The sequence below is a fragment of the Paraburkholderia sp. RAU2J genome, from assembly GCF_003634845.1.
GTDB classification, from domain to species: domain Bacteria; phylum Pseudomonadota; class Gammaproteobacteria; order Burkholderiales; family Burkholderiaceae; genus Paraburkholderia; species Paraburkholderia fynbosensis.
This window is the reverse complement of sequence record NZ_RBXG01000003.1, coordinates 589,254-610,519: the sequence shown is the minus strand read 5'-3', so window position 1 is coordinate 610,519 and position 21,266 is coordinate 589,254. Positions and strand designations below refer to the sequence as shown.

Below are 21,266 nucleotides of genomic sequence, written 5' to 3'. Positions count from 1 at the left end.
TCGCTGCGCTAAAGCGCATCTTGGCTTGAGGTCCATTTTATTCGGCGTCCTCTTGATTGCTCGCGATCTGGGGACCGTCCCGCGATGGAAATTGCGCGCCCGTCAACGTCAACGCGTCGCGTGCGCTTCGTAGGCGGTTGCGCGCAAGACAGCAGAAAAGCCCACCGGATCTTCCGCGCAGGACGTATGCCCTGTGTCCAGTACGTGCAGCGTGGCATCGGAAATGCCGCTAACCATTCCCGCGCATGAGCCAGCGTACGTGCGGGGTCGTGCCGTCCATGAACAATAGCGACCGGTACGCTCGGCAGCGTCGACAAAAAGGGAACGAAATCCGTCGAGTGCTGGCTGCGAAGCGCTTCGACCACCGCACTTTGCCGCAGCTGGGCAGGATAGCCGCGTACGTGTTCCAGCAAAGGCGATGCAGGTACGGTGTGAAAGCAGCGGGCAACGAACGCATCCCAGAACGCTTCGCCCCACTGGTTCTGAATCCGATCGATCAATCCCGCGATGTCGCCGTGTCGTCCAGACGGCTGTGGATCACAAGAAGGAATCGTTTCGTGCGCTATTTCAGCGGGGTTTCGCCGCGCGTACGCTAGTGGTCTGGTTGATGACCTGTTGCGGCAGCTTGACCACGTACGGCATTCTGGTGTGGTTACCCTCTCTCTATCGGACCGTGTATCACTTGCCGTTGAACGTCGCACTGCGTTACGGCATGCTGAGCATGATCGCGACGCTGATCGGCACGCTCGTGGGCATCTTCGTGATCGACCGGCTCGGCCGCAAGAAGACCTTTGCGATTGCGTTTCTGGGCGCCGCGATTCCGATGCTGTATCTCGCGTTCGCGGGCACGCGCGTGCCGGCTGAACAGGTGTCGGTGCTGGCGTCGATCAGCGTCGCGCTGATCGCGATCGTGCAATGCGGGATCTATGTCTATGCGCCCGAGGTCTATCCGACCCGGATGCGCGCCCGCGGGGCCGGTGCGGCTTCGGCGGTGACGCGGATCTCGTCGGTGATGGGGCCGATGATTATCGGCGCGCTGCTGACGTATCTGAGTGTCGAGGCGGTGTTCGGCTACTTCGCGTTCGTCTCGCTGGCCGGCTCGATAGTGATCGGCGCATTCGCGATGGAAACGGGCGGCAAAACGCTCGACGAGATTGCGACCGAAACGACGGCCACCGCCGACGCGTGAGCCGCGACGCGCGCGGTACGTCACCAGCGCTACCGCGCCAACCCCGCCCCGAACCCCGTACTCGCGAAATAAAGCACGAGGAAATACCCAAGCACATAGAGCGCGTAAGTCTGCCCGTTGCCGGTATAGACCCGCCGTATCCTTCCCGCTGCCGCGAGCGCGACATGCGAGACGCCGCGCCAGAACATCAGCGCGAACGGCGGCACCGTGCGTGCGAGTATCGGCCGATAGAACCTGAAGAACCCAGGGACGTTGTCGTTTGCCCGCTGCCGGCTGCGATAGAACAGCACGAAAAGCGCGAACAGCACGGCGGCCACGGCGAGCACCACGAGGACGACGGGCGTCGGGTTCCAGAAGCCGTAGATGCTCTCCAGCGACATGCCTTCCCACACCAGCGTCGACGCGAACTGCGGATCGATCGCCGCCGACACGGGTTCGATCAGGAGCTTCGGGAAGAAGGACAGCACCACGATGCCGATCACCAGAACGAACTGCGGCACGAGCAGCATGAGCGGCGCTTCGCTGACGTTCGCCTGCTCCACCCGTCGCGGCCCGAGGAACAGGCCGCTGACCAAGCGGATCATGTAGAGAAAGCCGACGAACGTCGCCATCAGCCCGCAGATGGCCAGTCCGTACCAGCCCTTGTCCGTCATCGCGCTCAGCAGCAACCATTTGCCGCCAAAGCCCATCAGCGGCGGCAAGCCCGACATCGAGACCAGCGCGATCACCACCATCGTGAACGTGAACGGCATCGCGCGGGCGAGACCGCCCGCCTCGGCGAAGTTGTGCGTGTCGATGCGCAGGATGACGCCCGCCAGCGCGAGGAACAGAATGCCCTTCACCAGCATGTGGTTGGCGACCAGATAGAGCGCCGTGACCCAGCCGAGGTGGCTCATCAGCGCAATCGCGGTGACGATATAGCCGAGCTGGCTCATGCTGGAAAACGCGAGCAGGCGCTTGAAATCATTCTGGCGCAGCGCCATCAGCGCGCCCGCGAGCGTCGTCAGCATGCCGATCCACGCCATCACGTGTGCGAGTTCCAGTCCGACCTCAGAGCGTATCGTCAGATAGGTGCCGACCAGCAGGCCGACCATCGCCACCTTGCTGACGACGGCCGACAGCATCGCGGTGACGTCGTCCTCGGCTTCCGTGTATGCGCCCGGCAGCCACACATGCACGCCGAGCGCGCCCGCCTTGATGAGAAAGCCGGTTGCCAGCAGCACGAACGCGCGGCTTGCGTCCGGGCCCGATCTGACGAGCGCGGCGAGTTCGATACTGCCGTCGAGCGCGGCAACGGCGGCGAAACCGGCCAGCAGAAAGAACGCCGACAGCAGCGAAAACAGCAGGAAGGCCAGCACATGCGGTCCTGCGCTGCGGCATTTCGCGATCAGGAAGCAGGACGACAGCGTCACGATCTCCCAGCTATAAAAGAATTCGAGCGTCGTCGTGGCGCGCAGCAGCGCCGGAATCGACAGCAGCAGCACCACCAGCATCGGATAGAAGCCGGCGCGGACGTCGCTGCGATAGAGGCTCGCGGCCGCGATGACCAGGCTGCCGCCCAGCAGCAGCCATGCAAACAGCGCCGCAATGCCGTGCGCGTCTTCGGCGAGCCACGAGCCCACCAGCGCAACGGCAATCAGCGTCAACACGCCCTTGAGCCGGCCCGGCAGACGATCGCCGGCATAGAACGACGCGCCCGCAAGCAACGGCGAGAACAGCCATGCCGATCCCGCGCCCGCGAACGAAGCGCCGGCGTAACCCGCGGCAATCAGCAGAACGGCAACGCCGAACAGCGGCAGCAGCGCGACCAGATCGGGGCCGTCCGCGGTCTCGACTTCGGATGGACGCAACGCACGTACGAACCAGTGAAACATGTAGGCCGCTTCGAGCAGCGAGCCGGTCAGGATCAGCACGATCCAGTAGGGCTTGCCGGCGATGGTCAACTGCATGACCAGTTCCCATTTCGCCCAGAAGCCGGGGAAGGGCGGCAGGCCGGCGATCGCCACCATGAAGAGGCCGAGCAGACCGATCAGCAGCGGACTGCGCGACAGGATCGCGCGTGCATCGGTGCCGTGCCGCCGGAGAATGCCGATGAGCCAGAACAATCCCGCCTTGGCGAACAGATGATTGATGAACAGGCCGCCGACCACCAGCGGGATCGACCTGTCGGCGCCGACCTGGTGCAGCAGCGCGAGCGCGAGCATCAACAGTCCCATCTGTCCGATCGACGAATAGCCGAGCACCCGCTGCGGCTTCTTCTGTCTGAGCGCCAGCAGATTGGAAAACAGGAACGTGACGCCGCCGGACACGGCAATCAGGCCGAGCTGGTTTTCGAAGAGCGGCAATAGTTTGAGCAGCGCGAAGAACACGCCGGCCGAGACGCCGACCGAAATCATCGCCGCGATGCCGCTTGGGGCGGTCTCGTAGACGTCGAGCCCCCAGCCGTTCGCCGGAAACGGCTTGAGTTCGATGATGAGGCAGGCGAACACGAGCAGCAACGCCGTGACGGCGATCGGGCCGTTGAGATCGGCGCGCAGCGCGATCAGGTCGTCGATGTTCAGCGTGCCGGCGACGTAGTAGAGCAGCACCGTACCGAGCAGGAAGAAGGTCGATGCGATGACTGTCGCGATGATGTACTTGAACGCGGCGGCCAGCGCGATGGGCGTACGATCAAGTCCGAGCAGCCCGTAGGTGGCTATGGAAACGATCTCGAGGAATACGAAGAGATTGAACAGGTCGCGGGTCATCACCATGCCGTCGATGCCCATCACGAGGATCAGATACAGCAGCAGCGCCGCGTAGTTGCCGCGCAGACGATCCCACAACTGCAGCGCGCCGAGCAGCGCCACCACGTTGACGCTGAGCGCGAAGAAGCCTTCCCATACACCGAAGCGCAGGTTGATCGACACCGGCGGCAATGCGCCCGCCGTGAGCACATCGATCGTCTGGCCGCCGTCGAGCAGGCCGAAGAACGACACGCCGCTCACCAGCACGATGCCGCCGAGCGCGACGAAGAAGCCGCCGGTCAACCACGGCTTGCCGAGCCGGTAGAGCAACGGAATGACGAAGCCGCCGCCCAGGCCGAGAATGAAGATGTGCAGCGGATGAAACAGCGCGGCTACCATTTCGACTCGGTGAAGGCGTCGATGGAGAGCGTCTTTTTGGCCGCGTAGAGGCGGATCGCGAACGCCAGCATGACGGCCGTGACCGACAGGCCGATCACGATCGCGGTGACCACGAGCGCCGACGGAATCGGATCGATCGCGCGCCGCGCGGCGTCGGCCTTGCTTAACGCCGCGTCGATGATCGGCGCGGTGCCGCCCGTGACATAGCCGGTCGCGACCATCACGATGTGCAGCCCCGTGTCGATCAGCGCGAAGCCGATGATGATGCGCAAAATGTTGCGCTGGGTCAGCATCCCCCACATGCCGATCAGCGAGAGACAGAATCCGGTGATCAGCAGGATGGTCGAAACCGGTAGGCCCGTGGTCATGCGCCGTTCTCCTTGCTCAGCTTCTGAACCGGTCGATGATGACGCTCAGCTCCGCGCCGACCTTGACGCCGAGCAATGCGGAGATCAGCGGAATGGCGCCGGCGCTGAAGAAGGCGCCGAACTCGCCGCGCGGCAGGAAGCGGGGGTCGAGAAAACCGCCCGCCAGCACCAGACCCAGAATACCGATGAACACGTAGATCACGCCCGCAAACGACTCGACGACGCTCAGCAGCGCGACATTCAGCGCGGCGCCCGGCCGCGCGAGCAGCATGAGCATGACGCCGGACGCGACGATGGCGCCGCCCTGAAAGCCGCCGCCGGCGGAAAGGTGGCCATTGACGATGACGTAGGCGCCGAAGGTGAGGATCATCGGCAGCAGGACCTGAGCGCCGGTGCGCACGATCTCGCCGGCCGGCCGGCGCGGGGCGTCGTGCTCTTCATCGGATGCGGGTCCGGGTTCTGCGCAGGCTTGCGCGTGAGTGCTTTCGCCTTTCAGAAGCAGGCCGACGCTTGCCGCGACCATGAACAGTACGGCCACTTCGCCGAGCGTATCGAAGCCGCGGTATGTGATCAGAATGCCAGTGACGATGTTCGGCGCGCCGAGTTCGATCGGCCCCTGCACGACATAGTGTTCGGCCAGCGGCCGAAGCGCCTGCAACTCGCTATAGCCGCCGACGATGCGCCAGAAGATCAGCGCGAACAGCGCGACCGTCAGCAGGACGAACACGCGGCGCATCACGCTTCCTTTTCCCCGCCGTCGCGCTGTTCATCTGCGGCGAGCGCGTCGGTCATCGTGGACGAACTCATCGGCGTGCGAATCAGCCACGCCGCGCGCGACAACGCGTGCGAAGACACCGGGTTGGTCACCAGCACGAAATAGGCGACGAGGATCAGCCTGAAGGTCCAGCCTGGATGATAGAAGGCGAGCCCGAGCAGCACCAGCATGTTGCCGAGCGTCGATGCCTTGGTGCCGGCCTGGATGCGGGTATAGGCATCCGGCATGCGCAGCAGGCCGAGACCGGCGGAGAACAGGAAGACAGCGCCCGCCAGAATGACCGCGCTGCCGATCAGTTCGATCATGCGTCAGCCCTTCTCATAGCCGGTTTTGCGAATCGCGTAGAGGAAGATGAACGTCGCGAGCCCCGAGCCGATCGCGGCTTCGGCCATCGCCACGTCGGGCGCGGCGAGCAGCAGGAAGGCCACCGCGGCGAACAGGCTCGCCAGTCCCGAGCTCACCATCGCGGCCATGAGATTCTTCAGGCAGACAGCCAGCACGCCGCTTACGAGAATACTCGCGCATACCAGCAGGACGAGCAGTTCGAGCACGGTTCACAGCCCCCTTTCCAGAAAGCGAGCAATCGCGAGAACGGCCAGAAAGCTCAGCAACCCATAGACGAGCGCGACATCGATATAGACGAAACGGCCGGACACCTGGGCATACAGCGCGATCAGCGAGATCGAGATGACGGTGAGCATGTCGATGGCGACGACCCGGTCGACGAGCGTCTTGCCGAGCACGAGGCGAATCACGCCGAACAGGATCGCGAAGAAGATCAGTACCGTGGCGATCTGGAGCATGATCTCAGCCAAAGACCTTCTCCAGATGCTTTTCGAAAGGCATGACCAGTGCCTGAGTGGCCTCGTCGATGTCGGTGGTCTTGACGTCGAGCCAGTGGACGAACAGTACGTCGCCCCGAATATCCATGACGAGCGAACCCGGCGTGAGCGCGATCGAATTGGTCAGCGCGAGGCGGCCCAACGGCGTTTGCAGACGGGTGCGAACCTTGACGATGCCGGGTTTGATGTCGATATGCGGGGAGTACACATACGCCATCATGTTGAGATTGGCGCGCACCAGTTCGACGAGGAAGGTACCGCTATACGCGAGAAAGTGATAGAGCGCGCGAGGTGTCAGGCGCAGCCGGCTCCAGGCTTCGCTGGATGAGGCAAAGGCGTGGGCCACGACGAAGGTGATAGCGGCGCCAACGAGTGCCGGCTCGACGGCAAGCGACGCATTGGCGATCATCCAGATGACGAACAGGACGACCCACAGGCCGACCATGCCCTGAGGAACAAACGACGACACCGGTTTTCCGCTGTTCGAAGCCACGTCTTCAGGTTCCAAAGAGGGCGCTAGCAAAAATTCTAGGTGACAACCTGGGGCAAAGCAACTGGGGCGCTCGCCGCGCCTGGATTTTTGGCCTGGTGGCGTGGTTTCGATGTCGGATGAGCAAGTCTAGCGCTCCAAAAAGACGGTTTGACGTCTTTAAGGCCGCGCCCACGGAGCAGATGGGCGCTTTCACGCCGTCGATGAAAAGCGCGCGGGCGGGCGCTTAAAGCCAGCGTGGGTCGCGTGTGAACGCCACGGTCAGCCAGCGGTCGGGGCCCGACTCGCCGATCGCGTGCGAGATCCTGTCCCGGATCTGGTCGAGTTGACGGATGCCCGCGTGTTCCATGATCTCGGGCAGCACGACGTGAACCTCGACGAACAGGCCTCGGCCAACGCGCGTCGCATAGTGCGAGTACGACACGAAGCCATAGTCCGACGTTAGTTTTTGCATCAGCTCGCGCAGCGTGAGGTCCAGGTCTTGCGGGGTAATGAGCAGTACTTCCTTGACCGCGCCGATTACCGTAACGATAGGCATCGGTATCAGGATCAGCGTCAGGAGAGCCAGCACACCCGGGTCGATATACGGCGTGATATGCCGGTAACGCGTGCCTTCGAGAATCCATGCAATCGGGAAGGCGAGCAACAGCGCGGCGCTGATGCTCGCCGACATCAGCCAGCTCTGGGTGTCGAGGCCGATCAGTTCGGATTCGATGGTGCGGTTCAGGCGGCGCTGTCTGAAGAACATGAAGAAGCAGAAGATGCTGACCGCTATGGCGTAGAACATGCCCTACCCGAACTCCAGCTCATGGCCGCCTTCGAGCATGCCCTTGATCGCATTGAGGAACGCGTAAAAGCGCAGGACCGCTAACAGGCTGCGGTTGAAGGTCAGCACCAGCGGTTCGATATGCCAGAGCGCGCGCATCTGGAAATGCACGTCAGCCCGGAACTGATGCCGGCGCAGCAATTGAATTCCGCTCAGGTCAGTCTGGGATTTAAGACGCAGTTACCGACTTCGCGCACCGGCGCGGCTGTCGCCACGGTCACGCGCGTGCAACTGGGGGAGTGGACGGGCGGCAGAGCGCGCGACACACTCGTCAGGTGCCCGACGCGCACTGACGCAAACACTGGCCCGCGCATTGGGACAGCGATCAATGAACAGGCAAGACTAGAGGATCAACAGGATGATGCGACAGCTTCGAACCGGCGTTTCGGTGTGCGCCCTCGTGACCATCACAGGGTGCGGAGTGGGACAGGCAGTGACGGACAGCACGGTGGATGCCGCGAAATGGCGATTACGACGCAGGTGAAAACCATGAACGTGGGCCGCGTCAGCCGGGCCTCGTTGAATGTCAATGGCGCGGCACAATCGTTGTCGACGGTGGTGCGAATCTACCAACTGAAGACGCCGCTGACGTTCCAGCAACTCGACTATCGGCATTTGCAGACGAACGATCTCGACACCCTGAAGGCCGATCTGCTGGCGACAAAAGATATCGTGTTGCGTCCCGATGCAAGCGCGAGCGTGAGCGAGCCGATGAACGGTGATGCGGAATATGTTGGCGTGGTCGCGTTTTTTCGCGACGCGGGCAAGGACGCGACGTGGAAGCTCGTGATTCCGAAGAAGCAATGGAAGAAGACCGATCCGGTGAAGATCGAGGCGCGCGACAACACGCTGACGCTCGTCGGCGCGACGGGTGACACGATCAGGCGCAACGCGCCGCTGGAAAGCGTGCCGAACCCGCCGAAGCCGAAGCCCGCGGCGGTCATGGGGCATGGGACGCAGGCGGGCTGAGCGGGGTGGATCGCTCGAGTGCGAATTGCGCAGCGGGTCGTGACGTGGCGCCCTGCGCGCGGCGCCACAACCCTGCATGCGCCCGCGTTCCGCTCAATGCGGCTTGATAGCCACCTTCAGCACGCCGTCCCGCTGATTCGCAAACAGATCGTACGCGGCGACGATATCGTCCAGCTTGTAGTGGTGGGTGACCAGCGGGCCAAGCTCGACACGTCCGGACTCCACCACGTTCATCAGACGTCTCATGCGCTCTTTTCCGCCAGGGCAAAGCGCGGTGTTGATCTTGTGGTCGCCGAGACCGGCCGCGAAGGCACCGAGCGGAATCGTCAGGTCGGATGAGTACACGCCAAGACTCGACAGCGTACCGCCCGGCTTGAGAATACGCAGCGAAGATTCGAACGTGCCCTGCGTCCCGAGTGCTTCGATCGACGAATCGACGCCGCGCCCGCCCGTGAGCTTCATGATCTCGTCCACCACATCGCAGTTCTTGAAGTTCAGCGTGACGTCGGCGCCCATCCTGCGGGCCATGTCGAGGCGGTGATCGTTGCCGTCCACCGCGATGATGGTGGTGGCACCGAGCAGCCGCGCGCCCGCCGTGGCGCACAGGCCGATGGGACCTTGCGCGAATACGGCCACCGTATCGCCTATCCGGATGTTGGCGTTCTCCGCGCCCTTGAAGCCGGTGGACATGATGTCGGGACACATCAACACCTGCTCGTCGGTCAAACCATCGGGGATCGGCGCGAGGTTGGCTTGCGCGTCGGGCACGAGTACGTATTCGGCCTGGGTGCCGTCGATCATGTTGCCAAAACGCCACCCCGCCGTCGCCTTGTAACCGTGGCAACCGCACAGGCCTGCGGCGATCAGGTAGCTGCCGTCTTGCGACGCGACGCCGTCTTGCGCCGCGTATGAATTGAAGTTGGGGCAAATGGCCCCGGCAATCACGCGCTGGCCTTCCTGATAGCCCCGCACCGCACTGCCGAGTTTTTCGATCACGCCGACTGGCTCGTGGCCGACCGTCAGCCCCTTGGCGACCGGATATTCGCCCTTCAGAATGTGCACGTCGGTGCCGCAGATCGTGGTGGTGGTGATGCGTACGAGCGCGTCGTTGGCGCCCACGTCGGGCATGGGTTTGTCGGCGAGTTCGATACGGCCCGGTTCGACGAATACGGCGGCTTTCATCATGGCAGTCATGAATGTCTCCTTCCGGTTGGGGGCAACAGCATCTCAAGAGTGCCCGCACTTTGGCACTTACTTGAACGCATGGATGCGACTTGCGAACACGGCGCAGCTATTCGCTACTTTTCCATCGACGTAGCCGCGATTGCATCTTACTCCGCCAGGAATAGTGCCTGCTTTGCGTGGCGAAGAGCACGGCGAAGGGTGAAATGCTTGCGCCAGATCAAGGAGCGCGTGAACGCATTGTCTGGCGCTTCTTTCGTTCGCCGGTGTGCTGATCGCGCGTCGGCAGCGGGTATCGGCACTCGATCGGAGAAACACGAATCCACATGGCATGATCATCCATTGACGTCGGTAAAGCCTAACTGGTGACCTCGATTCTTTTGCCTATCCTTGATACGGCATGGCGGAATCGCACGCACGATAGTCCGCTATCCTGAATGTCAATGCCCCGAATTGTCGAGACGACGGAACGACTTTCCCGATCTTGGAGAAGCCGTATTCCCTTTATGCCAAAGAGATAATTTTTGACGCATGGCCCTGTCGACGACGCGATATCACCTCGACGATACGAGTGAACGCCGCCGCGTCGTCCTTGAGCGCGGCGCACTGAAACGCTCCGGTGAGGAGGCGCCAGATGATCGAGTTCGACGCAGGTCCACCGGACCGCCTTTGCGCAGCAATTCGCCGCCTGTCCCGATCTGGGCGAGGCTCGCCAACACTTCTGGCACGACTGGGGGCCGATTTTCTACCGGGGCCGGCTCGACGGATCGGCGAAACTGCTATGCATCGCGTCCGACCCCGGTCCGGCCGAGCGCATCGCCGGTCGCACGCTCGTCGGCGACGCCGGGTAGCGCGTGCAGGGCTTTCTCGCCAAGCACGTCGCGGCTGGAGTATCGGACGCAGTCGGGTGCGTTGAACGAGTCGTACTCGGACATCTTCGGAATCGTCATTGCGAACCTCTCCAAGCCGCTAAGAAAATGGGTTTGGAAGGTGGGGGTGGGTTTCGACAGACCGGGCACCGCGCTGCGCAGTTTGTCCAATCCCGCGCTGCATAGGCAGCCGAAGAAGATGAGCGAGTACCGTCCGGTGCCGCCGCCGTACACTTATGAGCGCAATGATTACGGATGGGTTCATGACAATAGCGGGATTCATAATTTCGCCGCTTATAAGATCATGAACGCCAGCGCGAACGGAAAGTACCTGTTTACGCCCGCGCAGCTTGCTGCGATTTTCTATATCGCGCTGACCGTGCATCTGCCGCGTACTTCCCAGTTCGCGGATAGCCGCAGAGCGGTTGTGCAGGCGACACGGTCGCTGTTTCGCAAGGACAGCGCGGCGGCGCTCGCACAGAAGATGAAAGCGGTCGAGAAGGGTTTTCTGGCGGCCGGAATTGTTTGGCCGGTTGGGCTGGGAGCGCCATTGCGGGACAGGAATCCGCGGTAGCTGACGCCGGGTCATCTATTTTCCCCTGGCAGTATTTCGTCCCCTGCACGCGCCCCGCAATCCTCCACTGGCCACCCATCCTCACCGACCAGCGGCACGAACCTGACTTCGCCGAGCCAGCTTCTTTCATAGTCCTGTTCACTGCGCCGCACGACTTTGATCAGCCGCTGACAATGCGGATCGCGCCCAACGGGCATGACGATCCGTCCGCCGACCGTGAGTTGCCCGCACCACGCCTGAGGGACATGCGGGCCGCCCGCCGCCGCAATGATCGCGTCATACGGCGCATATTCGGCGAGACCCATCGTGCCGTCGCCCTGATGCACGGTCACATTCGAGATCCCCAGTCTGCGCAGGATTTCCCGAGCCGATTCGACCAGTCCGGCATGGCGTTCGATCGAATACACCTGGCCGGCGATCACCGCGGCGACCGCGGCGGCATAGCCCGAACCGGTGCCGACATCGAGAACCCGCTCGCCGGGGCGCAGGTCGACGGCCTCGATCATCGCCGCGACGATGGCCGGCTGCGAGATGGTCTGCTCGTTGCCAATGGGCAGCGGCGTGTCTTCGTACGCGAATTCCCGCAGCTCGGCGGCGACGAATTCTTCGCGAGGCACACGCCGCATCGCCGCCAGGACACGCGGATTGCAAATGCCGCGGCGGACGATCTGCCATTGGACCATCCGCTCGCGGGCCTCGTTGAAGTCGGTCATAGCCACCTCCGTATTGCAGCAGGCGCGCATCGCATGCCGGCACCTCGTCGAATACAGACAAATGGCGCGTGGCAGGCAACGGGATTGCCTAGAATCAGTTTACGCGCAGAACGGCACGACAAAAACCGAACGTGGCGTTTGCGGTGCCGCTCGCGCGTCCGAGTCCCAACACGTGTCAATCGTAAGGGGAATCATCATGCTGAAATACGTGGTTTTGGCGCAGTTTACGGATCAGGGCATCCGCGCGATCAAGAACAGCCCGCAGCGGGCGGCGCAGGTGGCGGAAATGGCGAAAGGCTTTGGCTGCGAAATGAAAGAGATCTACTGGACGTTGGGCGAATATGACATTGTCACGGTCATCGATGCCGCCGACGAACAGGGCTTCACCGCTTTCGGCCTGGCGTTGGGCTCGGCGGGCAATGTCCGCACGCAGACAATGCGCGCCTTCACCAAAGACGAAATCGGTTCGATTATTGGTAGGCTCCCATAATTAGCCGTCTGGCACAGGGATTGGCGTTCTGTGCAATCTGTTCTCGCGTGACCCTCTTCGGAGATCAAGATGAATGCGGACAACAAAAGCGACGTGCAGGCTTTCGTACAAACAGCCGAGCAGACTGGCGCGTATGTGTGGGTGATTACACTGGTCGACTTCAAGAGCCGTGAGGTGAAACGCTCGCTCGTATCGGACGACACGTACGAAACGCGCGCCGCCGCGAAAGACGCGGGCGAGGCCCGTCTGAAAGCGCTGGCTGTGGATCATTAGGCTCGCGAGCCGCTTTCGCCTGACGGCTGAAGCGCGTATGACTCGGACGTTGGGCCGCGCGAGTACTTCCATTCGATGTACACGCCTGCCGTGAATCAAAAATTGATCCCCGAGGATAACGAACGGCCGGGCAGCGCGGACCACCCGAACAGCACGTCGTGCGATTGCATCCGGGCCAGACCGGCTCATACCGGCTGCAAATTCACGGCCTTCGGATCGGCCGTCACGTGGCTGGAACAGGTCGATCCCGGTACGCATCGCCGGATCAAGGGGCTGCGGCTCGTCACCGCCTCCGGCGCATTCGCCTTCACGCTGATCGTGACGTTGGCGATCGGCGATGAGCATTCGATTCCGCTGCTTGCCGCACGCGCATGGGAGACGCTCCTTGGCGGCGCGCTCGGGCTGGCAGCAGCGAAACTGGTCTTTCCTTTGCGATCCTGACGAGTTGGCGCGAAGGTAGCGATGGTTTGTGGCGATCGGCCAAGGTTTGTCGCGCCGCCGGACACGCGGTGAATCTCGAAACCCCGCGTGCATTGAAAAATACCGGCAACGCTATGGCGTGGCGGACGATGCTCGTTCGAACGTTCTATACTGCGCCGGTCTGCCGCCCGACGTTGCTTGCGGTGTGCGGTCACATAATTAGTCCGCCAGTATCGGTAGGGGAGTTTTACGGCGTCGTGCCCCCTGCGGACCCATCACCAGGTCCGGGCTTCACTTCACTTGCCCGTTGGACGAAACCATGCTGACCCTCGACGACATCCGCACCGTGCCTCTGTTCGCCACCCTCGACGACGACGAACTGGCGGATCTCGCGCACACGTGCGCCGATCTCCATCTGTGCGCGGGCGAGTTCGCGGTTCATGAAGGCGGCGAGCGCGCGCTGTATGTCGTTCTCGCGGGCAAGATGGAAGTCATCAAGACTTTCGACGGCGTCGAGCGCACGCTCGGCTGGCGCTTGCCGGGCACCCTCTTCGGCGAAGTGCCGCTCGCGCTGAGTTCGCCGTTTCCGGGTGCCTATCGGGCAGCGGAGCCCTCGCGTGTGATGCGTGTGGACGCGCAGCGCTACTATCAGCTGGCCGCTGCGTCGCCCGACGTTGCGCTGAAGATGGGCGCGCTCGCACGCGAGCGCATCGGCGGTTTGCAGGGTCTTTCGGCCGAACCGCCCAAGATCCGCGTGACGATGGTCGGCAGCCGCTGGGACGGCGCCTGCACGGCGCTGCGTCAGTTTCTTGCCCGCAACCAGATCAGCTACGACTGGATCGCGGCGGACGCGCCCGAGCTGGCGGCGCGCTGGCCGGGGCCCATTCCGGCAGAAGAGGACAGTCCCGCGCTGCGGCTGGTCGACGGCACCGTGCTGAAGCGGCCCGCGACACGCGAGCTGGCGGAGTTGCTGGGCCTGCAAACGCAGCCCCGCCTCGCCGAATACGACACGATGATCATCGGCGGCGGGCCGGCCGGTCTTGCCGCGGCGGTGTACGGCGCGTCCGAGGGCCTGCGCACGGTGGTGCTGGAGCGCGAAGCGCCGGGCGGGCAGGCGGGGACATCGTCGCGTATCGAAAATTACCTGGGTTTTCCGAACGGCGTGTCCGGCGACGAACTCGCAAGCCGTGCATTGCAGCAGGCGAGGCGCCTCGGCGCCGAGATTCTGGTGACGCGCTCGGTGGCCCGAATTGATGTCGACAATCGCCACGTTCATCTCGACGGCGGTGACGTGATTCGCGCGAAGACGATCATTCTCGCGACCGGCGTGACGTGGCGGCGTCTGATGATCGATGGCTTCGACCGCTTCATCGGCAAAGGCATTTACTACGGTGCGTCACGCAGCGAAGCGAGCGCTACGCACGGGCTCGACGTTTATCTGATTGGCGGGGGCAACTCGGCCGGCCAGGCTGCTTTGTATTTCGCCAATCACGCGCGCATGGTGACGCTGGTTCTGCGCGGCGATTTGCTCGAGAAGAGCATGTCGCGCTACCTTGTCGAGCAGCTTCGCGGCAAGTCCAACGTGAAGGTGCAATTGCGGTCGGAAGTTGTCGGCGCGTACGGCGATACGCATCTGGCGGCGATCGATGTGCGCGATGCGCTCAGCGCAGAAGTGAGCCGGCACGATTGCGGCGGGTTGTTCGTGTTCATTGGCGCCGATGCGCAGACCGATTGGTTGCCCGAGGGAATCGCACGCGATGCGCGCGGCTATGTGCTCACCGGCGACGATGTCGTGAAGGCCGGACGCTGGTCTCAAAGCCGCGATCCCTATTTGCTCGAATCGAGTGTGCCGGGTGTGTTTGCCTGCGGCGACGTGCGGCTGAGTCCGGTTAAACGCGTTGCGTCCGCGGTGGGTGAGGGCAGTATGGCGATTGCGTTCGCTCATAAGTATCTGCAGAACGACGCCGGATAGTGGCGAGCCGGCACTTTCAGTGCAACGGCTACGCGCTTCGGACCTGTTTGCTGTGTGTTATTCCGAACGCCGATTAAACGCCCGGGCCCCTGCGCGCTTTTTTGACGTTGTCATCTCAGACAGCACCGGCCCATTCGAACTCCTGATTTATGTACCCAAAATTATCGCTGCTGAGAGCGTCGATCGCCTGAGCCGACACGCTCGCGTCCACGATCACGCCGAAAAACAGGTTCGATGAGCGGTAGGCGATGTCGGTTCGATAGGGAAAACGTACGCGATCGAAGATATGGTTAAGAAAGTCGATCTTCTGTACATCGAAGATGTTCATTGATAGCGGCTCGCAGTGCGATGCTTAATCGCGGTGCACCACGTCAGGAAGTATGCGCGTATCTGCGTAGGCGAGTTCAACTGGCCTCATCGGCATTCACAGCAGCGACGTAATGTACTCGTGCCTCTAAAAAATTATCGCGTCATCCTACCGACATAAGTTATAAAGTTTAAACGGGTAGGCATCAAACCGAGAGAACCGGAGGACGAATATGAAACGCGCATATCGTTACGCCCCGTCGACCCAGTGCGCCGCAATGCCTCCCGGCTGCTCGCACTCGATCTCCATGGAATATCTGCTGAAAAACCAGCGAGCGGCTTCCACCTGTTGTCTCGACCACCCGCGCAGTTCATACCGTTCGTCGAGAAAGACCTGAACAATTGACCTGCTCTCATGGTAAATTGCCAGCGCTACTGTGCCGACCGTGTAAGCCGTCCATAGCGAGCGACCATACGTGGATAGCTGTTATGCCTTTCAATCGTAATTCGAATGACTGGAGAACGAGAAATGCTTTTTAACGGTGGTTTTACATTCCCGAATTTTCTGGCCGACGTCTTTTCCATTTTCATGTTTATCCTGTGGTTCTGGTTGCTCATCACGGTATCGGGCGATCTGTTCCGCCGCAGTGATGTCTCCGGTTTAGGGAAAGTCGGCTGGGTCATCCTGCTTATCGTCTTGCCTTATATCGGCATATTCGCTTATCTGTTGACACAAGGCCGGGGCATGGCCGAGCGCGATCAGGCGCGCGCCAAACAGGCTCGCGAAGACCTGCGTCAGGTGGTGGGCTTCAGTGCCGCGGACGAACTGGAAAAACTCGACCGGCTGAAAGCGGCGGGATCGATTTCGGCAGAGGAGCACGCGCGCCTGCGAGCGCGGCTGGTGCAGTAATCGGCGATACCCCAGGCTTCGAGCTTTGCCAATGGCGCCACCTCGAAACACGGGTACGGCGTGAAGGTGACGTGCGAATGAAATCGGCGACGCTGAGATTTCAGGTGCATTCAATGCACTACGCGACGTAACTGGAGGAATCCATGCTCACCCGCTCTGCTCGCGTTGTCGATTGCGTCGCCCTGACGGCGCCACGATCCATGCCTTTGCGTCGCGCGGCGGTGATCTGCGTCGCGGCGCTGACGTTGACGTTGACGCTGGCAGCGTGCGTACAGCCGTGGCAGCAATTTCATGCGGGCCAGGATCAGTCTGCGATCATTGCCCGCATGGGACCGCCGCGCGAAATCCATCAATTGCCGGACGGCGGCCGCCGTCTCATGTGGCCGACCCAACCGATGGGCACGACGACAGTCGCTGCCGACATCGATTCATCCGGCCAGATCGTGAACGTGCGCCAGGTATTGCAGATCAGCGAATTCAATCGCGCAGTGATCGGCAAATGGACACGTGAAGACGTACTGATCAATTTCGGTCAGCCCGCGCAGACCGCATTTTTCCGTCTGTCACAACGGGAAGTGTGGTCGTATCGCTACGTGGAGAACAACATCACGCATCTGATGTTCAACTTCTCGTTCGACACCGGCGGCGTGTTGCGTGAAACGCTACGCACGCCAGATCCTCTGCGTGACCGGGACTTCCGGCGGTTCTGATCACTGATTGCTTCGGTAAAGCAGGTCTCGCCAATTGCGCCAAAGACTGCCGCGCAATTGGCGAGTTCTCACGCGTTGAGGATGTTCTTATAGATTTTCCCGTCCTTCATGATGACGAGCAGGTTCCTGGCCGGATCGGCGACGAGCGCCAGGTTCTCGACCGGATTGCCGTCGACCAGCAGCAGGTCGGCAAACGCGCCTTCTTCGATCACCCCCAGCTTGCCCGGATACGGATTGCGTGGACCGGAGAGACCGTGTCTTCTTCGCTGACGAATGGCTGAATGCTCAACCAGGTGCCGTTCTTCGCCATCAGACTCGCCGTCGCATCGTCCATCAGATGGGCGTGCTCGATACACTGGGCACCCGTCGCGATTGCTCGCTGGACTGCATGCGACACATACGCATGCACCATCACATAGGTGCCCCAATCCGCGGCGGTTTCGACGGCCGCGCGCAATTGAGGCTCCGTGAAAGTGAGCATGTCCAGCGGACTGCGAGGGGTGGAGACACCGCCACTGCCCACCAGTTTGATCTGCGATGCGCCTTGCAGGAACTGCTCGCGCACGCGTAGGCGAACTTCATCGGCGCTATCTGCGACGATGCTGCCCCCGGTCTGCTCGGAGCTGCTGATCCTGGCGCCCGATCTCGGCAGGTCCGTCAACGAGCGGAAATCGCCGTGACCGCCGGTGGTGGTGATCATCGCCCCGGAAGGATAAATGCGCGGACCCGAGATGAGGCCCTCGTCGATGGCCTGTTTCAACGCAAACGCCGGGCCGCCCGCATCGCGCACCGTGGTGAAGCCGCGCATCAGCGTACGCTCGGCTTCGGCGCTTGCGGCGAGATGCACGTAGGCGATATCGGCGCTCAGCACGACCGGCAGCGGCAATGCGGCGATGATCGTATGCCAGTGCATGTCGATCAGGCCCGGCATCACGACCCGGCCGCCGCAGTCGATCACCTGGGTGCCGTCGGGAACGGCAGGTTTGCTCTGAGTCAGCGTGCGAATGCGATTGCCGTCCACGAGCAGAAAGAGCCCGTCACGCAATGTGGTGGCTTTTCCGTCGAATAGCCGGAAATTCGTGAAGAGAATAGGCCGTGTTGGATTGGCAGGTGGAGGCGCGGTCTGCGCACTCGCGAGTGTCGGCAAAATGAGCATCAGCGCGGAGGCGGCCATGCCGGGCGACAAAGCCACGCCGCGTAAGACCTGCGCTGATGCGATTATTCAGAAACTGAAAGCCCGATCATCAGAACCCCTTATTGGAGGCCCCCCATTGCCCCTCCCATTAAAGGCTTATAGAAGCGACTCGATTGGAAGAATCGACAGCATCCAGATACCCATTCGCCCGTACCATGTCGTATTGGGTTCCGTGTCGTGCCGGATTTCCGTGTCGCCGTTTCGCTCGATCCAGAAGATCTTGCCATTCGGATCGAGCTGCACCGAATAGGCGACTTGCGGCACATACGCGAGGAAAGTCGCCTCGATCTGGCTGGCAAGTTCCGGGCTGTCGATCACGAGGCCCAATTCCGTATTCAGATAGGCGGAGCGCGGGTCGAAGTTGAACGACCCCACGAACACCCGCTGCGCGTCCACCACGAAAGTCTTCGCGTGCAGACTCGACCCGGAACTGCCGAACGGACCCGGCGACTGCTCCTTCTTGTGATGACCGCCCGGCAAACGACGCAATTCATACAGGCGAACCCCGCCTTTAAGCAGTTCGACGCGCCGCTTCGCGTAGCCGGAGTGAACCGCGGCGACGTCGGTCGCTTCGAGCGCATTCGTCAGCACGCGCACGGTGATGCCCTTCTCGGCGAGGCCGGTCAGGTACTGCGTGCCGGTCGTGGCCGGCACGAAATAGGGCGACACGACGTCGATTTCCCGGGTGGGATCGCCGAGCACTTCCCGCATCTGATGCGAAATGAGCGCCTCCGGCGGCGCGTTGCGCAGGCCTTTCGCCGGGTCGTCGCTGATCATGTGCGTCGTGGCCCAGTCGAACGGCAACGTTTTGTCCAACATCTTCTGTATGACGTGCGGACCGCGCAACGCTTCCATATAGGCTTCGGCCGCGGGGTCTCGCTCGATGGCCTGCGCTTTGCTCGCGAGCACGTCGAGCTGATCGGCGCTTGCCTGCGGCAGAATCCGCTCGACGGGATAGGACGACCCGCTGGCCCAATAGCGGTCGAAGTCCCGCGCGACATCGGCGGCGGCGGGTCCGACCGCCAATACGTCGAGGTCGGAGAAGACGATGCCGTCGGTGGCGTCGAAGTACTCGTCGCCGATATTGCGGCCGCCGAGTATCGTCGCCGTGCTGTCCGCGGTCAGTGACTTGTTGTGCATGCGCCGATTGGCGCGCGGAAAATCCGTCAGGAAGCCGATGAATTTGGGCTTACGCACGACGAACGGATTGAACAGGCGGACCTCGATGTTCGGGTGCGCTTCGAGCGCCGCGAGCGTCGGGTCGAGCGAAGAGGCAATGCCGAGATCATCGAGCAGCAGCCGCACGCGCACGCCACGGTCGGCGGCCTCGTGGATTTCTTCGAGCAGCAGTGTGCCGGTCAGGTCGTTGCGCCAGATGTAGTACTGGATATCCAGCGTGCGTTGCGCCGAACGGATGAGGTCCATACGCGCGGCAAACGCCATATGCGCATCGGAGAGCGGGTAGATGCCTGCCAGGCCGGCGTGTGTCGCGAGCGCGGGCCCGACGGCGCGGCCGAGATCGGTGGAGGCGGCCTGCGCGGGCGTCAACGAAGTCGACTCGGTACGGTTCTCGAGCGATGGCAACGCGCAGCCGGTCAGCAGGCTTGCGCATAGCAGCAACGCTGAAATCCCGCCAATCGATCGACGGATTGCGTGAAACGGGTGGTGTCTCAGCGCTCGCATACGATCCATAGTGTCCTTCAGGCCATTGTCGTCCGTCTGGTTTTACAATCAGGCAAGCCATTACGCGAGCCGTGCAAACATGGCAATATCGCAACGACGATTTACCGCTGATCACCGGCCGATGCGGGGACGGTTATGAAGGCTCGAGGCGAACCCCGTACGTTGCATTGTGCGATCAGAATACTATGTCTGGAAGATTGCCGATATTCGCGGGGCAGTCTTCCGGTTGCGGAAATCGGTTTGCCTGATGGTATCGGCGGGTCGCGAAAATTCGAACGGGGAGCAACCCTGGCTCCGCTCGGGCGCCGCGTGGCGAGAGATCAATCGCGCGGTTTGCACAATCAGGAGTCGCGCAAGTGAAGGTATCCCGATTGCTGTTTGGCAGTGTTCTGCTGTTCGCGATTGGCACGGCGCTGCAAGCCGTTTGGCCTCTGTCGCAGCCGGCTTCTTATCATCACTTCGCCGACGAGCGCTCGATAGGCGTGCTTCACAACGCGTCGGACGTGCTGTCGAACCTCGTCATTCTGGTAGCCGGTCTGCTCAATCTTCTCTGGGTGATACGGCATGCGTCGCGTCAGCCCGCGCAATTTCCCGGGATGCTGGTGGCGTCCCTCGGGCTGATCCTGACGGCATTCGGCTCGGCCTACTATCACGAGATGCCGACGGACGCGACCCTCGTGTGGGATCGTTTTCCGATGACGATCGTCTTCGCCGGCATTCTGGCGATGCTGTGGACGTCGGCGACCAAACAGCGCGTGGGCTGGGTGCAGATGCTGATACTCGTCGTCGTCTCGGTGGGCACGGTGGTTTACTGGCAGGCATTCGACAGCCTGTGGCCCTATGCGATCTTGCAGTTCGGCGGACTCGCGCTCGTCATCGGCATGAGCCTCATACGGAAAGTCGATGCGCTGTCCGGCTGGTGGCTGGTGATCATCTTTTATGCGATCGCGAAGGTCTTTGAAACGCTCGACTGGCAGGTGTGGGCGCTATCGGATCATCTGGTCGCCGGACATGCGCTCAAGCACGTCGCAAGCGGCTTTGCGGGCGCGGCATTGCTGCTGATCGCGAACGCGTCGCTGCGATCCGGTGGGTGGCGTGCCGGATCGTGGTGACCGTGGTGACGCGCGGCGCCGGAGATCGACCCCGTACCGTCTGGTCGTCGAACGGCCGGTAGGTCGGATGGCCGAGCCGTTGCCGCGTTTCGTGGATCACCTTGCGGGCACCCACCACCTTGTTGCACGGCGAATTGGCAACCCACGTGCCGTAGCCGACGAAATCAATCCTTCAGATGCAGCCGCGCGGCATGATGACCGCGCAGGCGTTCGTTTTACCGTTAAGGTCGGTGTGCTTGCGGCGACGCATTGGCATCGCCGCGTTCGGGCGCG

Annotated in this window: 24 protein-coding genes and 2 pseudogenes; 11 read left to right on the top strand and 15 right to left on the bottom strand. The window is 62.2% G+C overall.

Features of this window, described 5'->3' with window-relative positions; all coding sequences use genetic code 11:
• Positions 1-278 precede the first annotated feature (278 nt).
• Together B0G69_RS42350 and B0G69_RS34275 are read left to right on the top strand one after the other, a co-directional pair.
• Positions 279-596 carry a hypothetical protein gene (locus tag B0G69_RS42350; RefSeq protein WP_241991709.1) on the top strand — a complete coding sequence of 106 codons (318 nt, stop codon included), beginning with the start codon at positions 279-281 and terminating at the stop codon, positions 594-596.
• Entirely contained in the window at positions 533-1,189 is a 657-nt protein-coding gene (locus B0G69_RS34275) for an MFS transporter (RefSeq protein ID WP_241991616.1), read from the top strand. The genes B0G69_RS42350 and B0G69_RS34275 overlap by 64 nt, the downstream gene beginning before the upstream one ends.
• A gap of 29 nt (positions 1,190-1,218) precedes the next feature.
• Here the strand turns inward: B0G69_RS34275 and B0G69_RS34270 are convergent, their stop codons facing one another.
• The 9 genes from B0G69_RS34270 to B0G69_RS42345 all read right to left on the bottom strand — a co-directional run bounded on the left by B0G69_RS34270 (position 1,219) and on the right by B0G69_RS42345 (position 7,756).
• The gene (locus tag B0G69_RS34270) at positions 1,219-4,314 is read right to left on the bottom strand and encodes a proton-conducting transporter membrane subunit (protein ID WP_121324554.1); all 3,096 of its coding nucleotides are present in this window, start codon (positions 4,312-4,314) and stop codon (positions 1,219-1,221) included.
• Positions 4,308-4,682, bottom strand: coding sequence for a cation:proton antiporter subunit C (locus B0G69_RS34265; RefSeq protein ID WP_121324553.1), 375 nt, complete (start codon positions 4,680-4,682; stop codon positions 4,308-4,310). The genes B0G69_RS34270 and B0G69_RS34265 overlap by 7 nt, the downstream gene beginning before the upstream one ends.
• A 16-nt stretch (positions 4,683-4,698) precedes the next feature.
• Entirely contained in the window at positions 4,699-5,418 is a 720-nt protein-coding gene (locus B0G69_RS34260) for a Na(+)/H(+) antiporter subunit B (RefSeq protein ID WP_241991615.1), read from the bottom strand.
• The gene (gene mnhG, locus B0G69_RS34255) at positions 5,418-5,762 is read right to left on the bottom strand and encodes a monovalent cation/H(+) antiporter subunit G (protein ID WP_121324551.1); all 345 of its coding nucleotides are present in this window, start codon (positions 5,760-5,762) and stop codon (positions 5,418-5,420) included. Before mnhG ends, B0G69_RS34260 begins: the two co-directional genes overlap by 1 nt.
• Before the next feature lie 3 nt (positions 5,763-5,765).
• Positions 5,766-6,008 carry a hydrogenase subunit MbhD domain-containing protein gene (locus B0G69_RS34250; RefSeq protein ID WP_121324550.1) on the bottom strand — a complete coding sequence of 81 codons (243 nt, stop codon included), beginning with the start codon at positions 6,006-6,008 and terminating at the stop codon, positions 5,766-5,768.
• Between the two features lie 3 nt (positions 6,009-6,011).
• Positions 6,012-6,272: a monovalent cation/H+ antiporter complex subunit F gene (locus tag B0G69_RS34245; RefSeq protein WP_121324549.1), complete on the bottom strand. Its 261-nt coding sequence runs from the start codon at positions 6,270-6,272 to the stop codon at positions 6,012-6,014.
• On the bottom strand, positions 6,265-6,792 hold the full coding sequence (locus tag B0G69_RS34240) for a Na+/H+ antiporter subunit E (protein ID WP_121324548.1): 528 nt from the start codon (positions 6,790-6,792) through the stop codon (positions 6,265-6,267). The genes B0G69_RS34245 and B0G69_RS34240 overlap by 8 nt, the downstream gene beginning before the upstream one ends.
• A gap of 223 nt (positions 6,793-7,015) precedes the next feature.
• Positions 7,016-7,576, bottom strand: coding sequence for a cation transporter (locus tag B0G69_RS34235; protein ID WP_241991614.1), 561 nt, complete (start codon positions 7,574-7,576; stop codon positions 7,016-7,018).
• Between the two features lie 3 nt (positions 7,577-7,579).
• Entirely contained in the window at positions 7,580-7,756 is a 177-nt protein-coding gene (locus tag B0G69_RS42345) for a hypothetical protein (protein ID WP_241991613.1), read from the bottom strand.
• Positions 7,757-7,973: 217 nt separating this feature from the next.
• Between B0G69_RS42345 and tssJ the strand changes: the two are divergent.
• Positions 7,974-8,584: pseudogene (gene tssJ / locus B0G69_RS34230) on the top strand (type VI secretion system lipoprotein TssJ).
• A gap of 93 nt (positions 8,585-8,677) precedes the next feature.
• Here tssJ and B0G69_RS34225 read toward each other — a convergent pair.
• Positions 8,678-9,778 carry an NAD(P)-dependent alcohol dehydrogenase gene (locus B0G69_RS34225; protein WP_121324547.1) on the bottom strand — a complete coding sequence of 367 codons (1,101 nt, stop codon included), beginning with the start codon at positions 9,776-9,778 and terminating at the stop codon, positions 8,678-8,680.
• A 519-nt stretch (positions 9,779-10,297) separates the two neighbouring features.
• On the opposite strand from B0G69_RS34225, the gene B0G69_RS42870 reads away from it, so the two are divergent.
• Positions 10,298-11,209 carry a M4 family metallopeptidase gene (locus B0G69_RS42870; protein WP_147440814.1) on the top strand — a complete coding sequence of 304 codons (912 nt, stop codon included), beginning with the start codon at positions 10,298-10,300 and terminating at the stop codon, positions 11,207-11,209.
• A gap of 11 nt (positions 11,210-11,220) precedes the next feature.
• Here B0G69_RS42870 and B0G69_RS34215 read toward each other — a convergent pair whose 3' ends face one another.
• Positions 11,221-11,922, bottom strand: a complete 702-nt coding sequence (locus B0G69_RS34215; protein WP_121324545.1) for a protein-L-isoaspartate(D-aspartate) O-methyltransferase — start codon at positions 11,920-11,922, stop codon at positions 11,221-11,223.
• A gap of 196 nt (positions 11,923-12,118) precedes the next feature.
• Between B0G69_RS34215 and B0G69_RS34210 the strand changes: the two genes are divergently transcribed.
• The 4 genes and pseudogenes from B0G69_RS34210 (at position 12,119) to B0G69_RS34195 (ending at position 15,077) form a co-directional block, all read left to right on the top strand.
• The gene (locus B0G69_RS34210) at positions 12,119-12,412 is read left to right on the top strand and encodes a GYD domain-containing protein (protein WP_121324544.1); all 294 of its coding nucleotides are present in this window, start codon (positions 12,119-12,121) and stop codon (positions 12,410-12,412) included.
• A gap of 69 nt (positions 12,413-12,481) precedes the next feature.
• Positions 12,482-12,685, top strand: coding sequence for a hypothetical protein (locus B0G69_RS34205; protein WP_121324543.1), 204 nt, complete (start codon positions 12,482-12,484; stop codon positions 12,683-12,685).
• A gap of 288 nt (positions 12,686-12,973) precedes the next feature.
• Positions 12,974-13,126 (top strand): annotated as a pseudogene (locus B0G69_RS34200) (FUSC family protein); the annotation flags it as partial.
• Between the two features lie 298 nt (positions 13,127-13,424).
• Complete coding sequence (locus B0G69_RS34195) at positions 13,425-15,077, top strand: cyclic nucleotide-binding domain-containing thioredoxin-disulfide reductase (RefSeq protein ID WP_121324542.1); 1,653 nt, start codon at positions 13,425-13,427, stop codon at positions 15,075-15,077.
• A 115-nt stretch (positions 15,078-15,192) separates the two neighbouring features.
• On the opposite strand, the gene B0G69_RS34190 is transcribed toward B0G69_RS34195, so the two are convergent.
• The gene (locus tag B0G69_RS34190; protein WP_121324541.1) at positions 15,193-15,405 is read right to left on the bottom strand and encodes a hypothetical protein; all 213 of its coding nucleotides are present in this window, start codon (positions 15,403-15,405) and stop codon (positions 15,193-15,195) included.
• Positions 15,406-15,912: 507 nt separating this feature from the next.
• Between B0G69_RS34190 and B0G69_RS34185 the strand changes: the two genes are divergently transcribed.
• On the top strand, positions 15,913-16,293 hold the full coding sequence (locus tag B0G69_RS34185) for an SHOCT domain-containing protein (RefSeq protein WP_121324540.1): 381 nt from the start codon (positions 15,913-15,915) through the stop codon (positions 16,291-16,293).
• Positions 16,294-16,493: 200 nt separating this feature from the next.
• Complete coding sequence (locus B0G69_RS34180) at positions 16,494-17,003, top strand: hypothetical protein (RefSeq protein ID WP_121324539.1); 510 nt, start codon at positions 16,494-16,496, stop codon at positions 17,001-17,003.
• Positions 17,004-17,071: 68 nt separating this feature from the next.
• Here B0G69_RS34180 and B0G69_RS42340 read toward each other — a convergent pair whose 3' ends face one another.
• The 3 genes from B0G69_RS42340 to B0G69_RS34170 all read right to left on the bottom strand — a co-directional run bounded on the left by B0G69_RS42340 (position 17,072) and on the right by B0G69_RS34170 (position 19,881).
• Positions 17,072-17,215: a hypothetical protein gene (locus B0G69_RS42340; protein ID WP_241991612.1), complete on the bottom strand. Its 144-nt coding sequence runs from the start codon at positions 17,213-17,215 to the stop codon at positions 17,072-17,074.
• Positions 17,212-18,195 (bottom strand): amidohydrolase family protein, encoded by a 984-nt coding sequence (locus tag B0G69_RS34175; protein ID WP_241991611.1) that lies wholly within the window; start codon positions 18,193-18,195, stop codon positions 17,212-17,214. Before B0G69_RS34175 ends, B0G69_RS42340 begins: the two co-directional genes overlap by 4 nt.
• Before the next feature lie 99 nt (positions 18,196-18,294).
• Complete coding sequence (locus tag B0G69_RS34170) at positions 18,295-19,881, bottom strand: phospholipase D family protein (RefSeq protein ID WP_121325091.1); 1,587 nt, start codon at positions 19,879-19,881, stop codon at positions 18,295-18,297.
• 356 nt (positions 19,882-20,237) lie between these two features.
• Between B0G69_RS34170 and B0G69_RS34165 the strand changes: the two genes are divergently transcribed.
• The gene (locus tag B0G69_RS34165) at positions 20,238-20,993 is read left to right on the top strand and encodes a hypothetical protein (RefSeq protein WP_121324538.1); all 756 of its coding nucleotides are present in this window, start codon (positions 20,238-20,240) and stop codon (positions 20,991-20,993) included.
• The last annotated feature ends 273 nt before the right edge of the window (positions 20,994-21,266 follow it).